Genomic DNA, 14,207 nt, shown 5'->3' with positions numbered 1-14,207 from the left:
ATATAGTAATACTTTTGTAAATCAGCATTCGATGTTGCAGCGCAACAAAAAGGGGCGTTTTGAACGCCCCTTTTCAACTTAAACTATTTCGTCTGCTTACTTAGAAGCCGGCAGCTTGTCGTCCACGCCTTCGATGTAGAAGTTCATGCCGAGCAACGTCCCGTCATCGGCCTTTTCGCCGGCCTTGAGCCAGGGCGTACCGTCCTGTTTGTTGATGGGGCCGGTGAAGGGAGCAAGCTCGCCTGACTTGATCTTGGCTTCGGTTTCCTGAGCCATCTTCTTCACGTCGTCTGGCATATTCGTATAGTCGCCCATCTTCAGGATGCCGTCCTTCAGGCCGTCCCAGCTCTGCTCGGACTTCCACGTGCCATCGAGCAGCGCATGAACGCGCTTGGAGTAGTAGTTACCCCAGGTGTCGATAATCGCCGTCAACTGCGCCTTCGGGCCAGCCTTGATCATGTCAGAAGCCTGACCGAAAGCATGGATGCCGCGCTCTTCAGCCACCTGCATCGGCGCCGTCGTATCGGTGTGCTGCGTCAGGATATCGACACCTTGGTCGACCATGGCCTTGGCTGCATCGGCTTCCTTGCCCGGGTCGAACCAGGTGTTGACCCATACGACCTTCAGCTTGAAGCTCGGATCGATCGAACGGGCGCCCTGTTCGAAGGAGTTGATACCCATCACCACTTCCGGAATCGGGAAGGACGCGATGTAGGCAGCGCCATGGTTCTTCGACATCTTGGCGGCGATCTGGCCGAGGATATAGCGGCCTTCATAGAAGCGCGAGTTGTAGGTTGCGAGATTCGGGCCGCTCTTGAAGCCGGTCGCATGTTCGAACTTCACCTTCGGAAACTTGGCGGCAACCTTGACGGTCGCATCCATGAAGCCGAACGAAGTCGAGAAGATCAGCGAGCAGCCGGAACGGGCAAGACGCTCGATGGCGCGCTCGGCATCCGGGCCTTCCGGTACGTTTTCTAGATAGGGCGTCTCGATCTTGTTGCCAAATTCCTTCTGGATCTGCTGACGGCCGAGATCGTGCGCCTGCGAATAACCGCCGTCCGTGTGCGAACCGACATAGACGAAGCAGACCTTGGTCGGTGCCGCTTCAGCGGCGGCAGCGAAACCAACGATGGCAGCGGCTGTCGTTGTGAGGGCGAGTGCTAGTTTTTTCATGGTTACCCCTACTGGTTTGACATGTTTTGCAGAAATCGGTCCGGCTGTTGCAATCAGCGCTCCGGAACGAAGGCTTTGCCGAGCGACGCTGGCGTGTTGATCAAGGTCGCGCGGCGATTTTGAGAGATGATGACGAGAACCACAATAGTCGATGCATAGGGCAGCATCGACAGGAATTGCGAGGGTATGCCGACGCCGAAGCCCTGCGCATGGAATTGCAGGATCGTCACGGCGCCAAAGAGATAACCGCCGGCCAGCACGCGCATCGGCCGCCAGGAGGCGAAGACCACGAGCGCCAAGGTCACCCAACCGCGACCGGCCGACATGTTCTCGACCCATTGCGGGGTGTAGACCAGCGACAGCTGAGCGCCTGCAAGCCCCGCGCAGGCACCGCCGAACATGACGGCGAGATAACGGGTGCGGATGACGTCGATACCGAGAGCATGGGCCGAGCCATGGCTATCGCCGACGGCGCGCAGCTTCAGGCCGGCACGGCTGCGGAAGAGGAACCAATTGACGCCGGCGAGCAGCGCGATCGACAGATAGAAGGTCAGGTCCTGCCTAAAAAGTACCGGACCGAGGAACGGTATGTCCGACAGCAGCGGAAATACGATTTCATGCAGCTGCACGCCCGGCACGCTGACATAGCCTTCGCCGATCATGCCCGAAAGGCCGAGCCCAAGGATGGTCAGCGCCAGGCCGGTCGCGACCTGGTTTGTTACAAGCGTCAAGGTCAGGAAGCCGAACAGTAGCGAGAAGAGCGCGCCCGCGACGATGCCGGTCAGAAGGCCGACATAGGGCGATCCGCTCATCTGCGCCCCGACGAAGGCGGCAACGGCACCGATAATCATCATGCCCTCGACGCCGAGGTTCAGGACGCCGGAGCGTTCCACCACCAGCTCGCCGAGGCCGGCGATGACGAGCGGCGTCGACGCCGTGATGATAGTCAGGAGGATTGCTTCAAACACACTCATGCCGCACCTCCACGGACCCGCGACCAGACCACACGGATTTTGTAGTAGATCAGAGTGTCGCAGGAGAGCACGAAGAACAAAAGCAAGCCCTGGAAGACGCTGGCCGCCTTGGCTGATATCCCCGGCGACAATTGCGCGGCTTCGCCGCCGAGATAGGTCAGCGCCAGCACCAGACCGGAGAGAATGGCTCCGAGCGGATTAAGGCGCGCAAGGAAGGCGACGATGATGGCGGTGAAACCGTAACCCGGCGAAATCGCCGGCTGCAGATGGCCGATGGAGCCGGAAACTTCGGATATGCCAGCCAGTCCCGAGAGCGCGCCGGAGACGAGGAAGGCGAACCAGACCATTTTCCGCGAGGAAAAACCGGCAAAGCGCCCTGCCCGCGCCGACTGTCCAAGCACGCTTATCTCAAAGCCTTTCAGCGTATATTTCATAATGAACCAGGCAAGGATCGCCGCGACCACGGCGAAGACGATGCCCCAATGCGCACGCCCGGAGTCCTCCCAGATCGCCGGTAAAACCGCTTCTGGCGGAAAGTCGATGCTCTGCGGAAAGTTATGGCCCTGCGGATCGCGCCACGGCCCGCGCGACAGCCAATCAAGGAAGAGCTGAGCGATATAGACCAGCATCAGGCTCGTCAGGATCTCGTTCGTATTGAAATGCGCCTTCAGGAGCGCCGGAATGGCGGCATAGAGCGCGCCGCCGACGGCGCCGGCGATCAGCATCAAAGGCAGGATCAGGGGCGAGTGCCAATCAGTGAAGACGATCGGGATGAATGATCCGGCGATCGCGCCCATGGTGAATTGCCCTTCGGCGCCGATGTTCCAGTTGTTGGAGCGATAGCAGAGGCAAAGGCCGACGGCGATCAGGATCAGCGGTCCGGCCTTGATCGCCAGTTCGTGCAGCGACCAGACCTCCAGCAGAGGTTCGACGAAGAATGCATCGAGCGCATCGACGGGATCCTTGCCCATGACGGCGAACATGATGGTGCCGGCGATCAACGCCAATGCGAGAGCAAGCAGGGGCGATAGCAAGCCGAACAGCTTGGAGACCTGCAGGCGCTTTTCAAGTTCAATGCGCATGTGCAGGCTCCGAATGCGTCTTCGATTCATGCAGACCGCCCATCAGCAGTCCGATCTTTTCGCGCGTCAGCTCACCGGCCGGATAGGACGGCGACAGCCGTCCTTCCGAGATGACGGCAATATCGGTCGCGACTTCGAAAATCTCATCCAGATCCTGGCTGATAACGAGCACGGCCGAGCCGTCGCGGGCGAGATCGACCAGTGCCTGGCGGATGCGGCTTGCGGCGCCGGCATCGACACCCCAGGTTGGTTGATTGACGACGAGCACGCTCGGCTGCCGATCCAGTTCTCGGCCGACGATGAACTTCTGCAGATTGCCGCCGGACAACGCGCCGGCAGCCGGATCCTCGCCGCTCTTGCGGACATCCATCGCCTCGCAGATGCGCTTCGTCGCCTGCTTGACCGCGCCGTGCCTGATGACATTGAAGAAGCCACCACCCAGGAACGACTTGCGATCCGACTGATGCCGGGCAAGCACGAGGTTATCCGACAACTTCAACGTCGATACCGCAGCATGGCCGTGGCGTTCTTCGGGTACGAAACCCGCGCCGATCAGCCGGCGCGCATTAATGCCCTTGGTGCCGACAGCCTTGCCGCGCAACTGGACCAGATCATCCGCGGGGACGGTGTATTCGCCGGAAATGACATCGAACAATTCGCCCTGGCCGTTACCGGCAACGCCGGCAATCGCCAATATCTCACCGGCCCGTACACGCAGGGAAACGTCCTTCAGCGCCATGGCAAACGGGGTTCTCGCCGGTGCCGAAAGGCCTGCGATCTCCAAGAGAATATCGCCCTTGTTGCCAAGCCCCTCGTGCTGCACGCTGGCGACATCGCTGCCGACCATCATGCGGGCAAGCGAACCGGTCGTTTCCTGCCTGGGATCGCAGGCGCCCGTGACCTTGCCGTGACGCAGGACGGTGGCGCGCGAACAGATGCGCTGCACTTCCTCCAGCCGGTGGCTGATATAAAGCACCGATCGGCCCTCGTCCCTCAACTTGAATAGCGTTTCGAACAGTCGATCGGCTTCCTGCGGTGTCAAAACGGAGGTGGGCTCGTCGAGAATGATCAGTTTAGGGTTTTGCAGGAGCGCCCGAACGATCTCGATGCGCTGGCGTTCGCCGACCGAGAGGTCGGCCACATGCGCATTCGGATCGAGCGGCAAGCCATAAGCGTGAGAGAGCTTCGCGGCTTCCTCGGAAATTTTTGCGAGCGGGATATTGTTGTCGAGCGAGAGCGCTATATTTTCCGCGACAGTCAGCGCTTCGAACAAAGAAAAATGCTGAAATACCATGCCGATGCCGAGCTTGCGCGCCGTGCCCGGCGCATCGATCGCCACAGGCTGCCCCTGCCAGACGATCTGCCCATGCGACGGTTCGAGCACGCCGAACAACATCTTGACGAGCGTGGATTTGCCTGCGCCGTTTTCTCCGAGGAGAGCGTGAATTTCTCCCGGCTGGATTTCAAGATCGATTTCGTTGCAAGCAGTAAAACTGCCAAACAGTTTCGTCAGTTTGCGAACCGACAATAGTGCGCCGGTTGCCGGCGCATCGGATGACGACACGTTCCCCTCATTTCCTTCCCACCGTTCCTGCCCTTTACGGATCTATGGGATCAGCAGTGTAGTTCCACTCGTTTTCCTGGCTTCCAGATCCGCATGTGCGCGCCCTGCGTCAACAAGCGGATAAGTTTGATGAATATTGATACGCACTTTGCTGCTTTGCACAACAGCAAATAACGACTTTGCACTGGCTCTCAACTCGTCAGGTGTACCGACATAGGCGAAAAGGCTCGGCCGCGTGGCAAAGAGCGAACCCTTCTGGTTGAGGATGGCGAGATTGAAATTCTCGATCGGACCAGAAGACTGGCCAAAGGTGACCCACATCCCGCGCGGCTTCAGGCAATCGAGCGACTGCGGGAAAGTATCCTTCCCAACCGAGTCATAGACGACATCGACGCCCTTGCCTCCGGTGATTTCGCGAACGCGCTCGGCAAAATTCTCCTTGCTGTAGTCGATGACGTGGTCGTAGCCATGTGCCAGCGCCAGTTCGACCTTTTCGGCGGAACCGGCAGTGCCGATGACGGTTTCGGCGCCGAGGGCTTTGGCCCACTGGCCGGCGATCAGGCCAACGCCACCGGCGGCCGCGTGGAACAAAAGCGTCGTTCCAGGGCCGACCTTGAAGGTGCGGTTCAGCAGATACTCGGCCGTCATGCCCTTCAGCATCATCGATGCCGCGGTTTCGAGCGTGATATCATCGGGCACCTTGACCAGATGACGCGTCTCGATATTGCGCTCGACGCTGTAGGCGCCATCGCTGCCGACATAGGCGACGCGATCGCCAACAGCAAAATCGGTCACGCCAGGCCCAACTTCGGTGATCGTGCCCGCAGCTTCCTTGCCGAGCGGCAATGGAAACTGAGGTGCCTTGTAGAGGCCGGATCGAAAATAGACATCGATGAAGTTAAGGCCGATCGCAGCTTGACGAAGCTGCACCTCACCCGCGCCGGGAGGCGGCAGATCCACCTCCTCCAGCTTCATGACCTCCGGACCGCCATTCTCATGGATACGGATGACTTTGGTCTTCTTCATGATGCACAATCCTCACTGACGCCCGAGGGACGGGAAAAACTGCAGCACGGCACCGATGCAATAGAGATAGATACCGCTGATGATGAAGAGGACAACGGCCCATTGCGGCATGACGAAATGCATCAGCAGCGAATAGATGCCGAGTGCCGACCAGAAGAGAAATATGCCAAGGTTCAGCGGCCGCAAGCGCTTGACACGCACGGGGTGCAGAAAATTGATCGGCAGAAAGGTCAGGACGACGGAAACGCCGACGAGGATCATGGCCGCCGTGGCGCTGGCGCCGATGACGAAAAGCGTGAAGATCACCATGTTCCAGACGACCGGGAAGCCGGAGAAGAAATATTCGTCCGTCTTCATGCCGGTATCGGCGTAATAGATGGCACTGGAAACGACAATCATCCCGGCTGCGACAAACGACCAGGGCTCGCCGATCATGCCGCTCTCATAGAGCGCGAATGCCGGCAGGAGCACGTAGGTCACGTAATCGATGATATTGTCGAGCGTATCGCCGGACCAGTTGGGCAACACTTCCTTGACGCGGACCTTGCGTGCGATTGGTCCGTCTATGCCATCGACCAGTAGCGCCAGGCCAAGCCACCAGAACATATCGACAAAGCGATGTTCTGATGCCGCGACGACGCCGAGAAAGGCGAGAAACGATCCGGATGCCGTCAGTATATGAACGGAGAAGGCACGCATCTCCGCATAAGGCACCCGCTTGTAATTGAAGATTTTCATCCGCCCCACGACTCGTCAGCTTATTCACCTGCCCCGGCAGGCGGTTTTTCTTGCTAATATGCATCCTTTGGTCGGCATCGCCAGCGCAAAAGCGTTTATCTGGGCACGCTAGCGCGACTTACTGTCATTTTCACCCGTTGCGAAGTTTCATCCCATGGATTTCAACAGGCTAAGCGCTTATTTTCAGTACCGAAGGCAATTGAGGCATCGATATGAAGCAGATTGAAGTGGCCGTTATCGGCGGTGGGCTCGCCGGCATGATCACGGCGTTCGCGCTGGCGCGCGGCGGAAGATCCGTCGCCCTTGTGGCCGCGCCGCACAACAAAGCCGACAAGCGGACTACGGCGCTGATGGATCAATCGATCCGCTTTCTGGAGCGACTGACGGTATGGGAGAAGATCGCGCCTTCGGCGGCGGCGCTGACGACGATGCGCATCATCGACGGCACGTCGCGGCTGCTGCGGGCACCGACGGTCTCGTTCCGGGCATCGGAAATCGGCCTGGATGCCTTCGGTTACAATATTCCGAATGCCGTGTTGCTGGACAACCTCAGCCAAGCCATCGAAGCGGAAGGCAATGTACTTCGCATCGAAGCCACGGCTTCCGAAATCGCCTTCCGCGACGATGGTGTCGCGATCACGCTCGACAATGGTGATTCGATCGAAGCTGCATTCGTCGTCGGCGCGGACGGCCGCAATTCGATGGTGCGAGAGACCCTCGGAATCAAAACCAAGGGCTGGTCCTATCCGCAATCGGCAATGGTTCTGAATTTCGCGCATAGCCTGCCGCATCAGAACATCTCCACGGAATTCCACACCGAAAGCGGCCCCTTCACGCAGGTACCCCTGCCCGGCAGACGCTCCAGTCTCGTCTGGGTGCAGAAGCCGACCGAAGCCGCTGCCAACGCGGAGAAGTCGCTCGAAGAACTCGGCCGGCTGGTCGAGGAGCGGATGCAGTCGATGCTCGGCCACGTCACGATCGAGGACAGCGTGCAGGTCTGGCCGCTTTCCGGCATGACGGCCTACCGTTTCGGCAAGGGTCGCGCCGCGCTGATCGGCGAAGCAGCCCATGTCTTCCCGCCGATCGGCGCGCAGGGCCTCAATCTCAGCCTTCGCGATATCCTGGCTTTGTCGGACATTCTCTGCTCGCGCGCAGACCTTCCGATCCCGGCGACATCGGGCGACAGTTTCGATCGCAAGAGGCGCGCCGATATTGTCAGCCGCACGGCGAGTGTCGATCTCCTCAATCGCTCGCTTCTGTCGGATTTTCTGCCCGTGCAGATGCTGCGGGCAGCAGGCCTGCATGTGCTTTCGGCCATCGCGCCGCTCCGCAACATCGTCATGCGCGAGGGCATCGAACCCGGCGGCGGCCTGCGCAATTTTTCCTCGGCGTTACGGGAAAAGCTGCGCCGGTAAGACGCCCGCCTTTATCAGGTAAAGCACCAGTGAAACCGTCACCACGGAACAGGCCGTGGTGATCAGGATGGTGGCGGAGGCCCGCTCCTGCCAGACACCATATTGCTGACCGATGACAAAGACATTCGTTGCCGTCGGCAATGCCGCCAGCAACACGGCTGCCTCGATCCAGATCGGATCAAAGCCGCCGACCGCCTGCAAAACGATATAGACCACAAGGGGATGCAGGACGAGTTTTGCCGGCACGATGTAGCCGATCTCGACCGGAATCCGCTTAAGCGGGCGCAGCGCGAGCGTCACACCCATGGCAAATAGTGCGCAAGGAGCAGCAGCTTGCGCGAGATAATTGACAAATCGCTCGAAGGCGATCGGTTGATGCAGCGATAACGCAGCCACGACGAAACCAAGCGCCGTCGACAGGATGAAAGGGTGCAGCAGCACCTTCCGGGCGATATCCGCAGCAAGCCGCGGCGGAGAGCGCTTGTCGGCACCTTCCAGCGCCATCAGAGCGGGTGCGACGATGAAGTGCAGCGCATTTTCGAAGCAGATGATCAGCGCCACCGGAGCAGCCGCCTTTTCGCCCAGCGCCAGCAGCGCAAGCCCCGGCCCCATGTAGCCGATGTTGCCATAGGCTCCCGCAAAGCCCTGGATAGTGCTGTCGGCAACCGAATTGCGGCGCAGGAAACGGCCGATCAGAAACAGCAGCAGGAAAATCGAGTAAGTCGCGGCGATATCGGTGGCGATGAAGTCGATCCGCGTCAGTTGTTCGATCGGCGTCTGGGACACAAGCTTGAAGAACAGGGCCGGCAACGCGGCATAGATGATGAACGTATTCAACCAGCCGAGCGCCTCGGCAGGCTGCTTCGTAACGCGTGCGGCGACGTAGCCGATCAGGATCAGCCCAAAGAACGGCAGCAACAGACCAACAATATCAGCCATGGGGGTCAGCCATCGGGCATGTTCCATTTGCCGAGAAGAACGAGAGGCGAAAATATCGCCCGACTTAGCCGATTTTCATCAGGATCGGAAAGGTCTGCTGAAACCAGATCGCCATGTCGCTGATATAGCCGAAGATGAAGGCGAGACCGGTGAGCACCAAAAGCCCACCCATGATCCGTTCGACCGTGCCGAGATGACGGCGGAAACGGGAGAGAAAACGCATGAAGGCGCCGGAAAAGCCGGCGGCGATCCAGAAGGGGATGGCAAGCCCGAGAGAGTAGACGGCGAGCAGGCCAGCGCCCGCGCCGATCGTTTCGCGCGATGCGGCAATGCCGAGGATGGCACCGAGCACCGGGCCGATGCAGGGCGTCCAGCCGAAGGCGAAGGCAAGGCCCATGATATAGGCGCCCGTCAGCGTCGCCGGCTTGCCGCCGCTCTGAAAGCGCGCCTCACGGGCCAGAAGGCCGATGCGGAAGATGCCGAGGAAGTTCAGCCCCATGATGACGATGATCAAACCGCCGATCTTGGCGAGAATATCGAGGTGCTGGCGCAGAAGCATGCCGATCGAGGACGCACCGGCGCCGAGCGCGATGAATACGGTGGCAAACCCCAGGGTGAAGAACAGCGCCGACATCAACACATTGCCGCGGATGCCCGGTGCCTGAGCGACGGCCGCTCCGCCGCCGCGAAACTGCTCGACCGAAATTCCCGCCATGTAACAGAGATAAGGCGGCACGAGCGGCAGCACGCAGGGTGAAAGAAACGAAAGCGCTCCGGCGACCAAAGCACTCAGAAGCGAAATATCGGCAAGCGACACGATGGACTCCGGCTATATCATTCCGATCCCCTTCCTAACGGCGCGGGTATCGGAAAGCCAATCACCTTTTCGAGCGGGCGGCATCTTGCCTTAAAGTTGACGGAATTGGGAAAGCTGCAGCCTGTTGCAAAACAGCGATTTTCCCCGATTTTCCGGGCGGGAACAGGCATCCGCAATCTGCTCGATGAGCGAATTGCATTTGTAAAAATATTGGTTCAAGCTGTTGATGTTCGTCGGACAACGCACATTCCACTCAAGCTAGTCAGCAGAGGAAAAGCCCCCATGAGAATTGCTACCATGTTCACGACTGCAGCCTTTGTCGCCCTCTTCAGCGTAAGCGCGATGGCACAAACGGCAACTACTCCGAGCACGACGACAACCACTACGCCAAGTGCAACCACATCGGCTCCATCGACGACCAACACGATGAAGCCAAAGGCAATGAAGCCCGCTCAAACCGCGGTTTCGAAGGCATGTTCGGCCCAGGCCGATGCCAAGGGCCTGCACGGAAAGGCGCGCGCCAAGTTCCGAAGCGATTGCAAGAAGAACGGCGGCAAGGCCTAGACTTTTTCACTCTGAAATCGCGGTCAACTTTACCATCCAGCCGGCGGTAAGGTTGATCGCGACCGGCTCGTTACTCTCACGCAAAATTCAGATGAAATGCCAGGCCTCGGCGAAAAATCGCGTTAGCCGGATTTGAATTTCGTTCAATCGTTCAGATGGCCACCAAATGTATGAGCAGCAGTTAGCGCTCATGCATCTCTCGGTTTGCGCTCCTTTGTCGCCGGATCGGTCTTGCCCTCCGCAAGCCTATTTCTGGGATCGGCAACGACTGAAGCTCCATCCTTTTCCCTATTCATTCGATCGCTCTCATGCGCCTTGCTGTGCTGTATCTTTGCCAGCGCTTGCTTCTTCTCACGTTCGCCATTCGATTCATATCGATCTTGTGCCAAGGCGTGCCTCCTTTTTGTTAAAGAGGGAACTCACCTGATGAAATTAGGTTCCGATCGAAGGCACGACACGATTATGTTTAGCGGTCCCTATCCCACTAACGAGCGGATTTGTTGTCTTTGAATTAGGCAAATGCCGCTTCGCTGTACTTTTAGCGACATATAATATAATAATGCGACGACAGGCGTGAAACGAATCTTGAATTCCATCCGTTTCAGCTTCGCTGCCATGTGAGGAATGCTGATCATGACGTCGATCGAAAGAAAGAAGCTCGCGCGGCTTGTTATGCTCAAATTGCTGCCGATCTTCGGTGGACTGACGGCGGTCGCAGTCGTTGCGCTCTCAACAATCGCGTAAGTACCGGTCACGACCTCCGCAGAGGCGAGCGCGGTAATAACGCTATCGGGATCTCGAATCTTGCTGCTCGATATTTCGCCTGCCCAACGTCAGGAACAGTCGGCGCTGTCGACCGAAAACGAATAGTCCCTGCCCTTCAGCTGATAGATATAATTCGCCAAAGATGCTTCGCCGGAACTGAATTTCGGCAGTAGGAAATCGCAGAGATCCGTAAGCTGCGCGGATTTGACGAGAGGCGGATCGAAATCGTCATCATCGCCATCGAGATCGTAGAAATAGCTATAGATGTGATCGCTGAGGTCTATCTTCGTCAGCGTGGTTTTCTGGTCGATCTTCTTAGGCAAATCCTTGTTGGCGAAAATCACCGGATAACGCTCGGAGAGGTAGGGGATCACAAGCCGCTCGGTCGCGGGCGCGGTGATCGCGATTCCGAGAAGCGGCAGCACCCTCAAGGCTATAGAAAACCTCCTGCCCGCGATCAGCCCGGCTAAAAGGCCCAAGGATACCAGCAACCCGCAAACGATTGCATAAATCTCCCACAGAGACAGCTCTGCCACGAATTCCATTATTCGCCCGTCGTCTTCACCAACAGTCTTATTGATGAAGCTATGATACTATCAAATCGAGATTCGTCACCAGCCAATTCGGACTCAACGTCATCAACAACCTGTGCGTTCTGGTTGACGGACGAAAGCGCGATGCGAACAGAGGCAAGACAATCAGCGAGATTCAGCAATGCAAAAACTGCGAAGGTTGCCGGGCTGTGCGTGGCCTTCGGGTAGGCTCATGATCGTTCTAATGAACCAACTTCGCAACCTGGGGGACAGTTTGCATCGCGCTCTCGTGCCTTCCGGAAGTCAATCCGATGATGACCGCAACCGCAGCGACCATTATGTAAATAATGGTGCCTTTAGGCTTTCGGTCCGATAAGCAACGCCTTGTCGACTCTAATGAACGCGGATGGTCAGACATCTCGATCCTTTGGTATTTAAGAGCGCTCATTTAGTGGATCAGCGAGCTCAGTTAAATATCTCGATTCGCGCATCTCCCTTGCAGGCAGCGAATACCGGGTTATTCTTGTGTCTGGGTTGCTCGGTAAAAAATTGGCCCTTCCTGTTTGTGTGCCGCATCTTGGCCGGGTGCCTGGTCTAGGTAACGGCGATATCACTGGAAAATCGAGCAATACGAAAATCCGCACCTTCACCTAAGGGCGTTTGGCGACCTATCTCTCCGGGCTGGACAAAGAAACGATGGTGAGAGCGATGGGATTCGAACCCATGACCTACTGATTAAAAGTCAGTTGCTCTACCGACTGAGCTACGCTCTCCCTCTCCGCTGGCAGAAGCTGCCCCGGCTGGAAGTGCGCGGAACATATGCAGACGCCTTATTGTGGTCAACCCATAAAATTGCGGTTGTCAGCGGCCGAGGATGCTTTTCCTCGCCTCACTACCACGAAACGACGCCATAGGGCCGAAGAAGCCGCCCGTTCTTCGGGAAAATCAGAACTCCGGCGTCAGCGACGAATGAGCTGCGGCAAGACAATCGATTCTCAGAGACCCAAACAACCGTAACAATTTCCCTTAATAATCAGAGTTGCAATGAACGGATCAATCGGCTCGCCGTGCGCAACAGTTGGGGTGCGAATCGTTTTTGGTGTATATCAGCTATTGTTAACAACCTGTCGGGCCCTCAGGAGGTTCTTTTATGGAAGACGCAAACGTAGGTTGGATTGCAGCAATTATCATCGGCGGTTTGGCCGGCTGGTTCGCCGAGATGATCATGAAGAGCAATACCGGCATCATCATGAACATCATCCTCGGCATTGTTGGCGCGCTCGTCGCCAGCTGGCTGTTCCGTGCCCTCGGCATCGCGCTGCCGTTCCATGTATGGCTGAACTATCTGGTCACTGGCTTCATCGGCGCCTGCATTCTTATTTTCATCGGGCGATTGATCAGGCGATAGCAGCGTATCGGGCTGCATACGCCCGAATTGGGAAGAGGAAAAAAGGGAAGGCGGAGCAAATCGCCTTCCCTTTTTTGTCGCGTGAGTCCCGGCGGAAGTCTGCCTTTAGCGGAGGCAACGCGACTTTCAAGGTCTTTCCAAGCTCCACCTTGGCGCTATCTATCGGATGAGGAACCGAAAGGAGGTTGGAAACATGATAGAAAACACCAATCGGACAACCGCTCGCAAAGTTATCCGCGGCCGCCCATACAGTATTGCCGAGTTTGCACGGAAGTACCGTCTCGACGATGCGGAGGCTAAACGCCTCTTCTACAAGTTCGGCCCGTCGTCCACCGAACTGGACCTGCTCATGGCCGCCAAACGAAGACCGTCCACCCTCGCCACCGCAATCAGCCAATAACGACGCAGCTCCTTTGCTCCACTTGCGAAATATCCCGAAATCGTCGGCCCTTAGGGACGACGATTTCCGGTACGGCGATTTGAACGGGCCGCCCCAAGCCGGCCTTGTTGACGTGTCACGACCGTTGCCTTCGACGAGGCCAGATGACACTGTGTGCCCTCACGCATAAGCCGGACATGATTTCGGATGCAGAATTCGCTCAGCCATCTTGCCTATCTCGCGCTGGAATATGCGATCGTGTCGCTCGAGCTGAAGCCAGGCGGCCTTGTAACCGAAAAGCAGCTGATCGAGATGGCGGGACACGGACGGACGCCGGTGCGCGAGGCCATTCAGAAGCTGGCCTGGCAAGGATTGATCCATGTGCGCCCGCGCGTCGGCCTGCAAATCGCGGAAATTCGTCCGGAAGATCATCAATACGTCATGCAGGTGCGGCGCGAACTGGAACCGATTGCTGCCGCGCTCGCCGCCACCTATGCCGATCCGCAGCAACGGGAGCGATTGCGGGAATGCGCCCGTCGGATGGCGGAATGCGCCAGTATCGGCGACCTGCCCGGTTTTTTCGCCGCCGACAAGACATTCGATGAAATTCTGGAAGCCGCCTGCCCCAACAACTTCATCACGGCAGCGCTCGCCCCAGTTCAAACACATGCGCGCCGGCTGTGGTATTCGACTGGAACGCATGACCGCATGGGCGGCGCGATTGCCATGCATGTTCAGGCGATAGACGCCATCCGGGACGGCGATGCCGACAAGGCACGCACAGCCATGGCCGCACTCATCGATTATCTCAACAATGCATGAGAAAGGCG

14 protein-coding genes and 1 tRNA gene are annotated in these 14,207 nt (G+C 57.9%); 5 read left to right on the top strand and 10 right to left on the bottom strand.

The window, feature by feature from the left end:
• Window positions 1–96 precede the first annotated feature (96 nt).
• The 6 genes from FHX05_RS01280 to pcsA are packed head-to-tail and all read right to left on the bottom strand — an operon-like array spanning window position 97 to window position 6,557.
• Window positions 97–1,173 carry a BMP family ABC transporter substrate-binding protein gene (locus FHX05_RS01280; protein WP_112400646.1) on the bottom strand — a complete coding sequence of 359 codons (1,077 nt, stop codon included), beginning with the start codon at window positions 1,171–1,173 and terminating at the stop codon, window positions 97–99.
• Window positions 1,174–1,226: 53 nt separating this feature from the next.
• A complete protein-coding gene (locus tag FHX05_RS01275) occupies window positions 1,227–2,147 on the bottom strand; it encodes an ABC transporter permease (protein ID WP_183870445.1) in 921 nt (306 codons plus the stop codon).
• Window positions 2,144–3,229, bottom strand: a complete 1,086-nt coding sequence (locus FHX05_RS01270) for an ABC transporter permease (RefSeq protein ID WP_183870444.1) — start codon at window positions 3,227–3,229, stop codon at window positions 2,144–2,146. The genes FHX05_RS01275 and FHX05_RS01270 overlap by 4 nt, the downstream gene beginning before the upstream one ends.
• On the bottom strand, window positions 3,219–4,793 hold the full coding sequence (locus FHX05_RS01265; protein ID WP_183870443.1) for an ABC transporter ATP-binding protein: 1,575 nt from the start codon (window positions 4,791–4,793) through the stop codon (window positions 3,219–3,221). Before FHX05_RS01265 ends, FHX05_RS01270 begins: the two co-directional genes overlap by 11 nt.
• Before the next feature lie 42 nt (window positions 4,794–4,835).
• Entirely contained in the window at window positions 4,836–5,819 is a 984-nt protein-coding gene (locus FHX05_RS01260) for a quinone oxidoreductase (RefSeq protein WP_183715204.1), read from the bottom strand.
• A 12-nt stretch (window positions 5,820–5,831) separates the two neighbouring features.
• Window positions 5,832–6,557, bottom strand: a complete 726-nt coding sequence (gene pcsA / locus FHX05_RS01255; protein WP_183870442.1) for a phosphatidylcholine synthase — start codon at window positions 6,555–6,557, stop codon at window positions 5,832–5,834.
• Window positions 6,558–6,769: 212 nt separating this feature from the next.
• On the opposite strand from pcsA, the gene FHX05_RS01250 reads away from it, so the two are divergent.
• Entirely contained in the window at window positions 6,770–7,972 is a 1,203-nt protein-coding gene (locus FHX05_RS01250; RefSeq protein WP_183870441.1) for a UbiH/UbiF family hydroxylase, read from the top strand.
• Here FHX05_RS01250 and FHX05_RS01245 read toward each other — a convergent pair.
• The gene (locus tag FHX05_RS01245) at window positions 7,949–8,911 is read right to left on the bottom strand and encodes an AEC family transporter (protein ID WP_112610255.1); all 963 of its coding nucleotides are present in this window, start codon (window positions 8,909–8,911) and stop codon (window positions 7,949–7,951) included. The genes FHX05_RS01250 and FHX05_RS01245 overlap by 24 nt on opposite strands.
• A gap of 64 nt (window positions 8,912–8,975) precedes the next feature.
• Window positions 8,976–9,728: a cytochrome c biogenesis CcdA family protein gene (locus tag FHX05_RS01240; protein WP_183870440.1), complete on the bottom strand. Its 753-nt coding sequence runs from the start codon at window positions 9,726–9,728 to the stop codon at window positions 8,976–8,978.
• 282 nt (window positions 9,729–10,010) lie between these two features.
• Here FHX05_RS01240 and FHX05_RS01235 point away from each other — a divergent pair, with 282 nt between their 5' ends.
• Window positions 10,011–10,292: a PsiF family protein gene (locus FHX05_RS01235; protein WP_112338356.1), complete on the top strand. Its 282-nt coding sequence runs from the start codon at window positions 10,011–10,013 to the stop codon at window positions 10,290–10,292.
• A gap of 833 nt (window positions 10,293–11,125) precedes the next feature.
• Here the strand turns inward: FHX05_RS01235 and FHX05_RS01230 are convergent.
• A complete protein-coding gene (locus tag FHX05_RS01230; RefSeq protein WP_246698824.1) occupies window positions 11,126–11,488 on the bottom strand; it encodes a hypothetical protein in 363 nt (120 codons plus the stop codon).
• Window positions 11,489–12,287: 799 nt separating this feature from the next.
• Window positions 12,288–12,363, bottom strand: a tRNA-Lys gene (locus FHX05_RS01225).
• Window positions 12,364–12,740: 377 nt separating this feature from the next.
• Here FHX05_RS01225 and FHX05_RS01220 point away from each other — a divergent pair.
• The 3 genes from FHX05_RS01220 (at window position 12,741) to FHX05_RS01210 (ending at window position 14,199) form a co-directional block, all read left to right on the top strand.
• Window positions 12,741–12,998, top strand: coding sequence for a GlsB/YeaQ/YmgE family stress response membrane protein (locus tag FHX05_RS01220; protein WP_015339842.1), 258 nt, complete (start codon window positions 12,741–12,743; stop codon window positions 12,996–12,998).
• A 193-nt stretch (window positions 12,999–13,191) separates the two neighbouring features.
• A complete protein-coding gene (locus FHX05_RS01215; protein ID WP_112610249.1) occupies window positions 13,192–13,398 on the top strand; it encodes a hypothetical protein in 207 nt (68 codons plus the stop codon).
• 186 nt (window positions 13,399–13,584) lie between these two features.
• Window positions 13,585–14,199, top strand: coding sequence for a GntR family transcriptional regulator (locus FHX05_RS01210; RefSeq protein WP_183870439.1), 615 nt, complete (start codon window positions 13,585–13,587; stop codon window positions 14,197–14,199).
• The last annotated feature ends 8 nt before the right edge of the window (window positions 14,200–14,207 follow it).

It is taken from the genome of Rhizobium sp. BK491 (assembly GCF_014194925.1).
Lineage (GTDB): Bacteria > Pseudomonadota > Alphaproteobacteria > Rhizobiales > Rhizobiaceae > Rhizobium.
The sequence above is the reverse complement of the archived record's forward strand: the minus strand, read 5'-3'. Positions and strand labels throughout refer to the sequence as shown.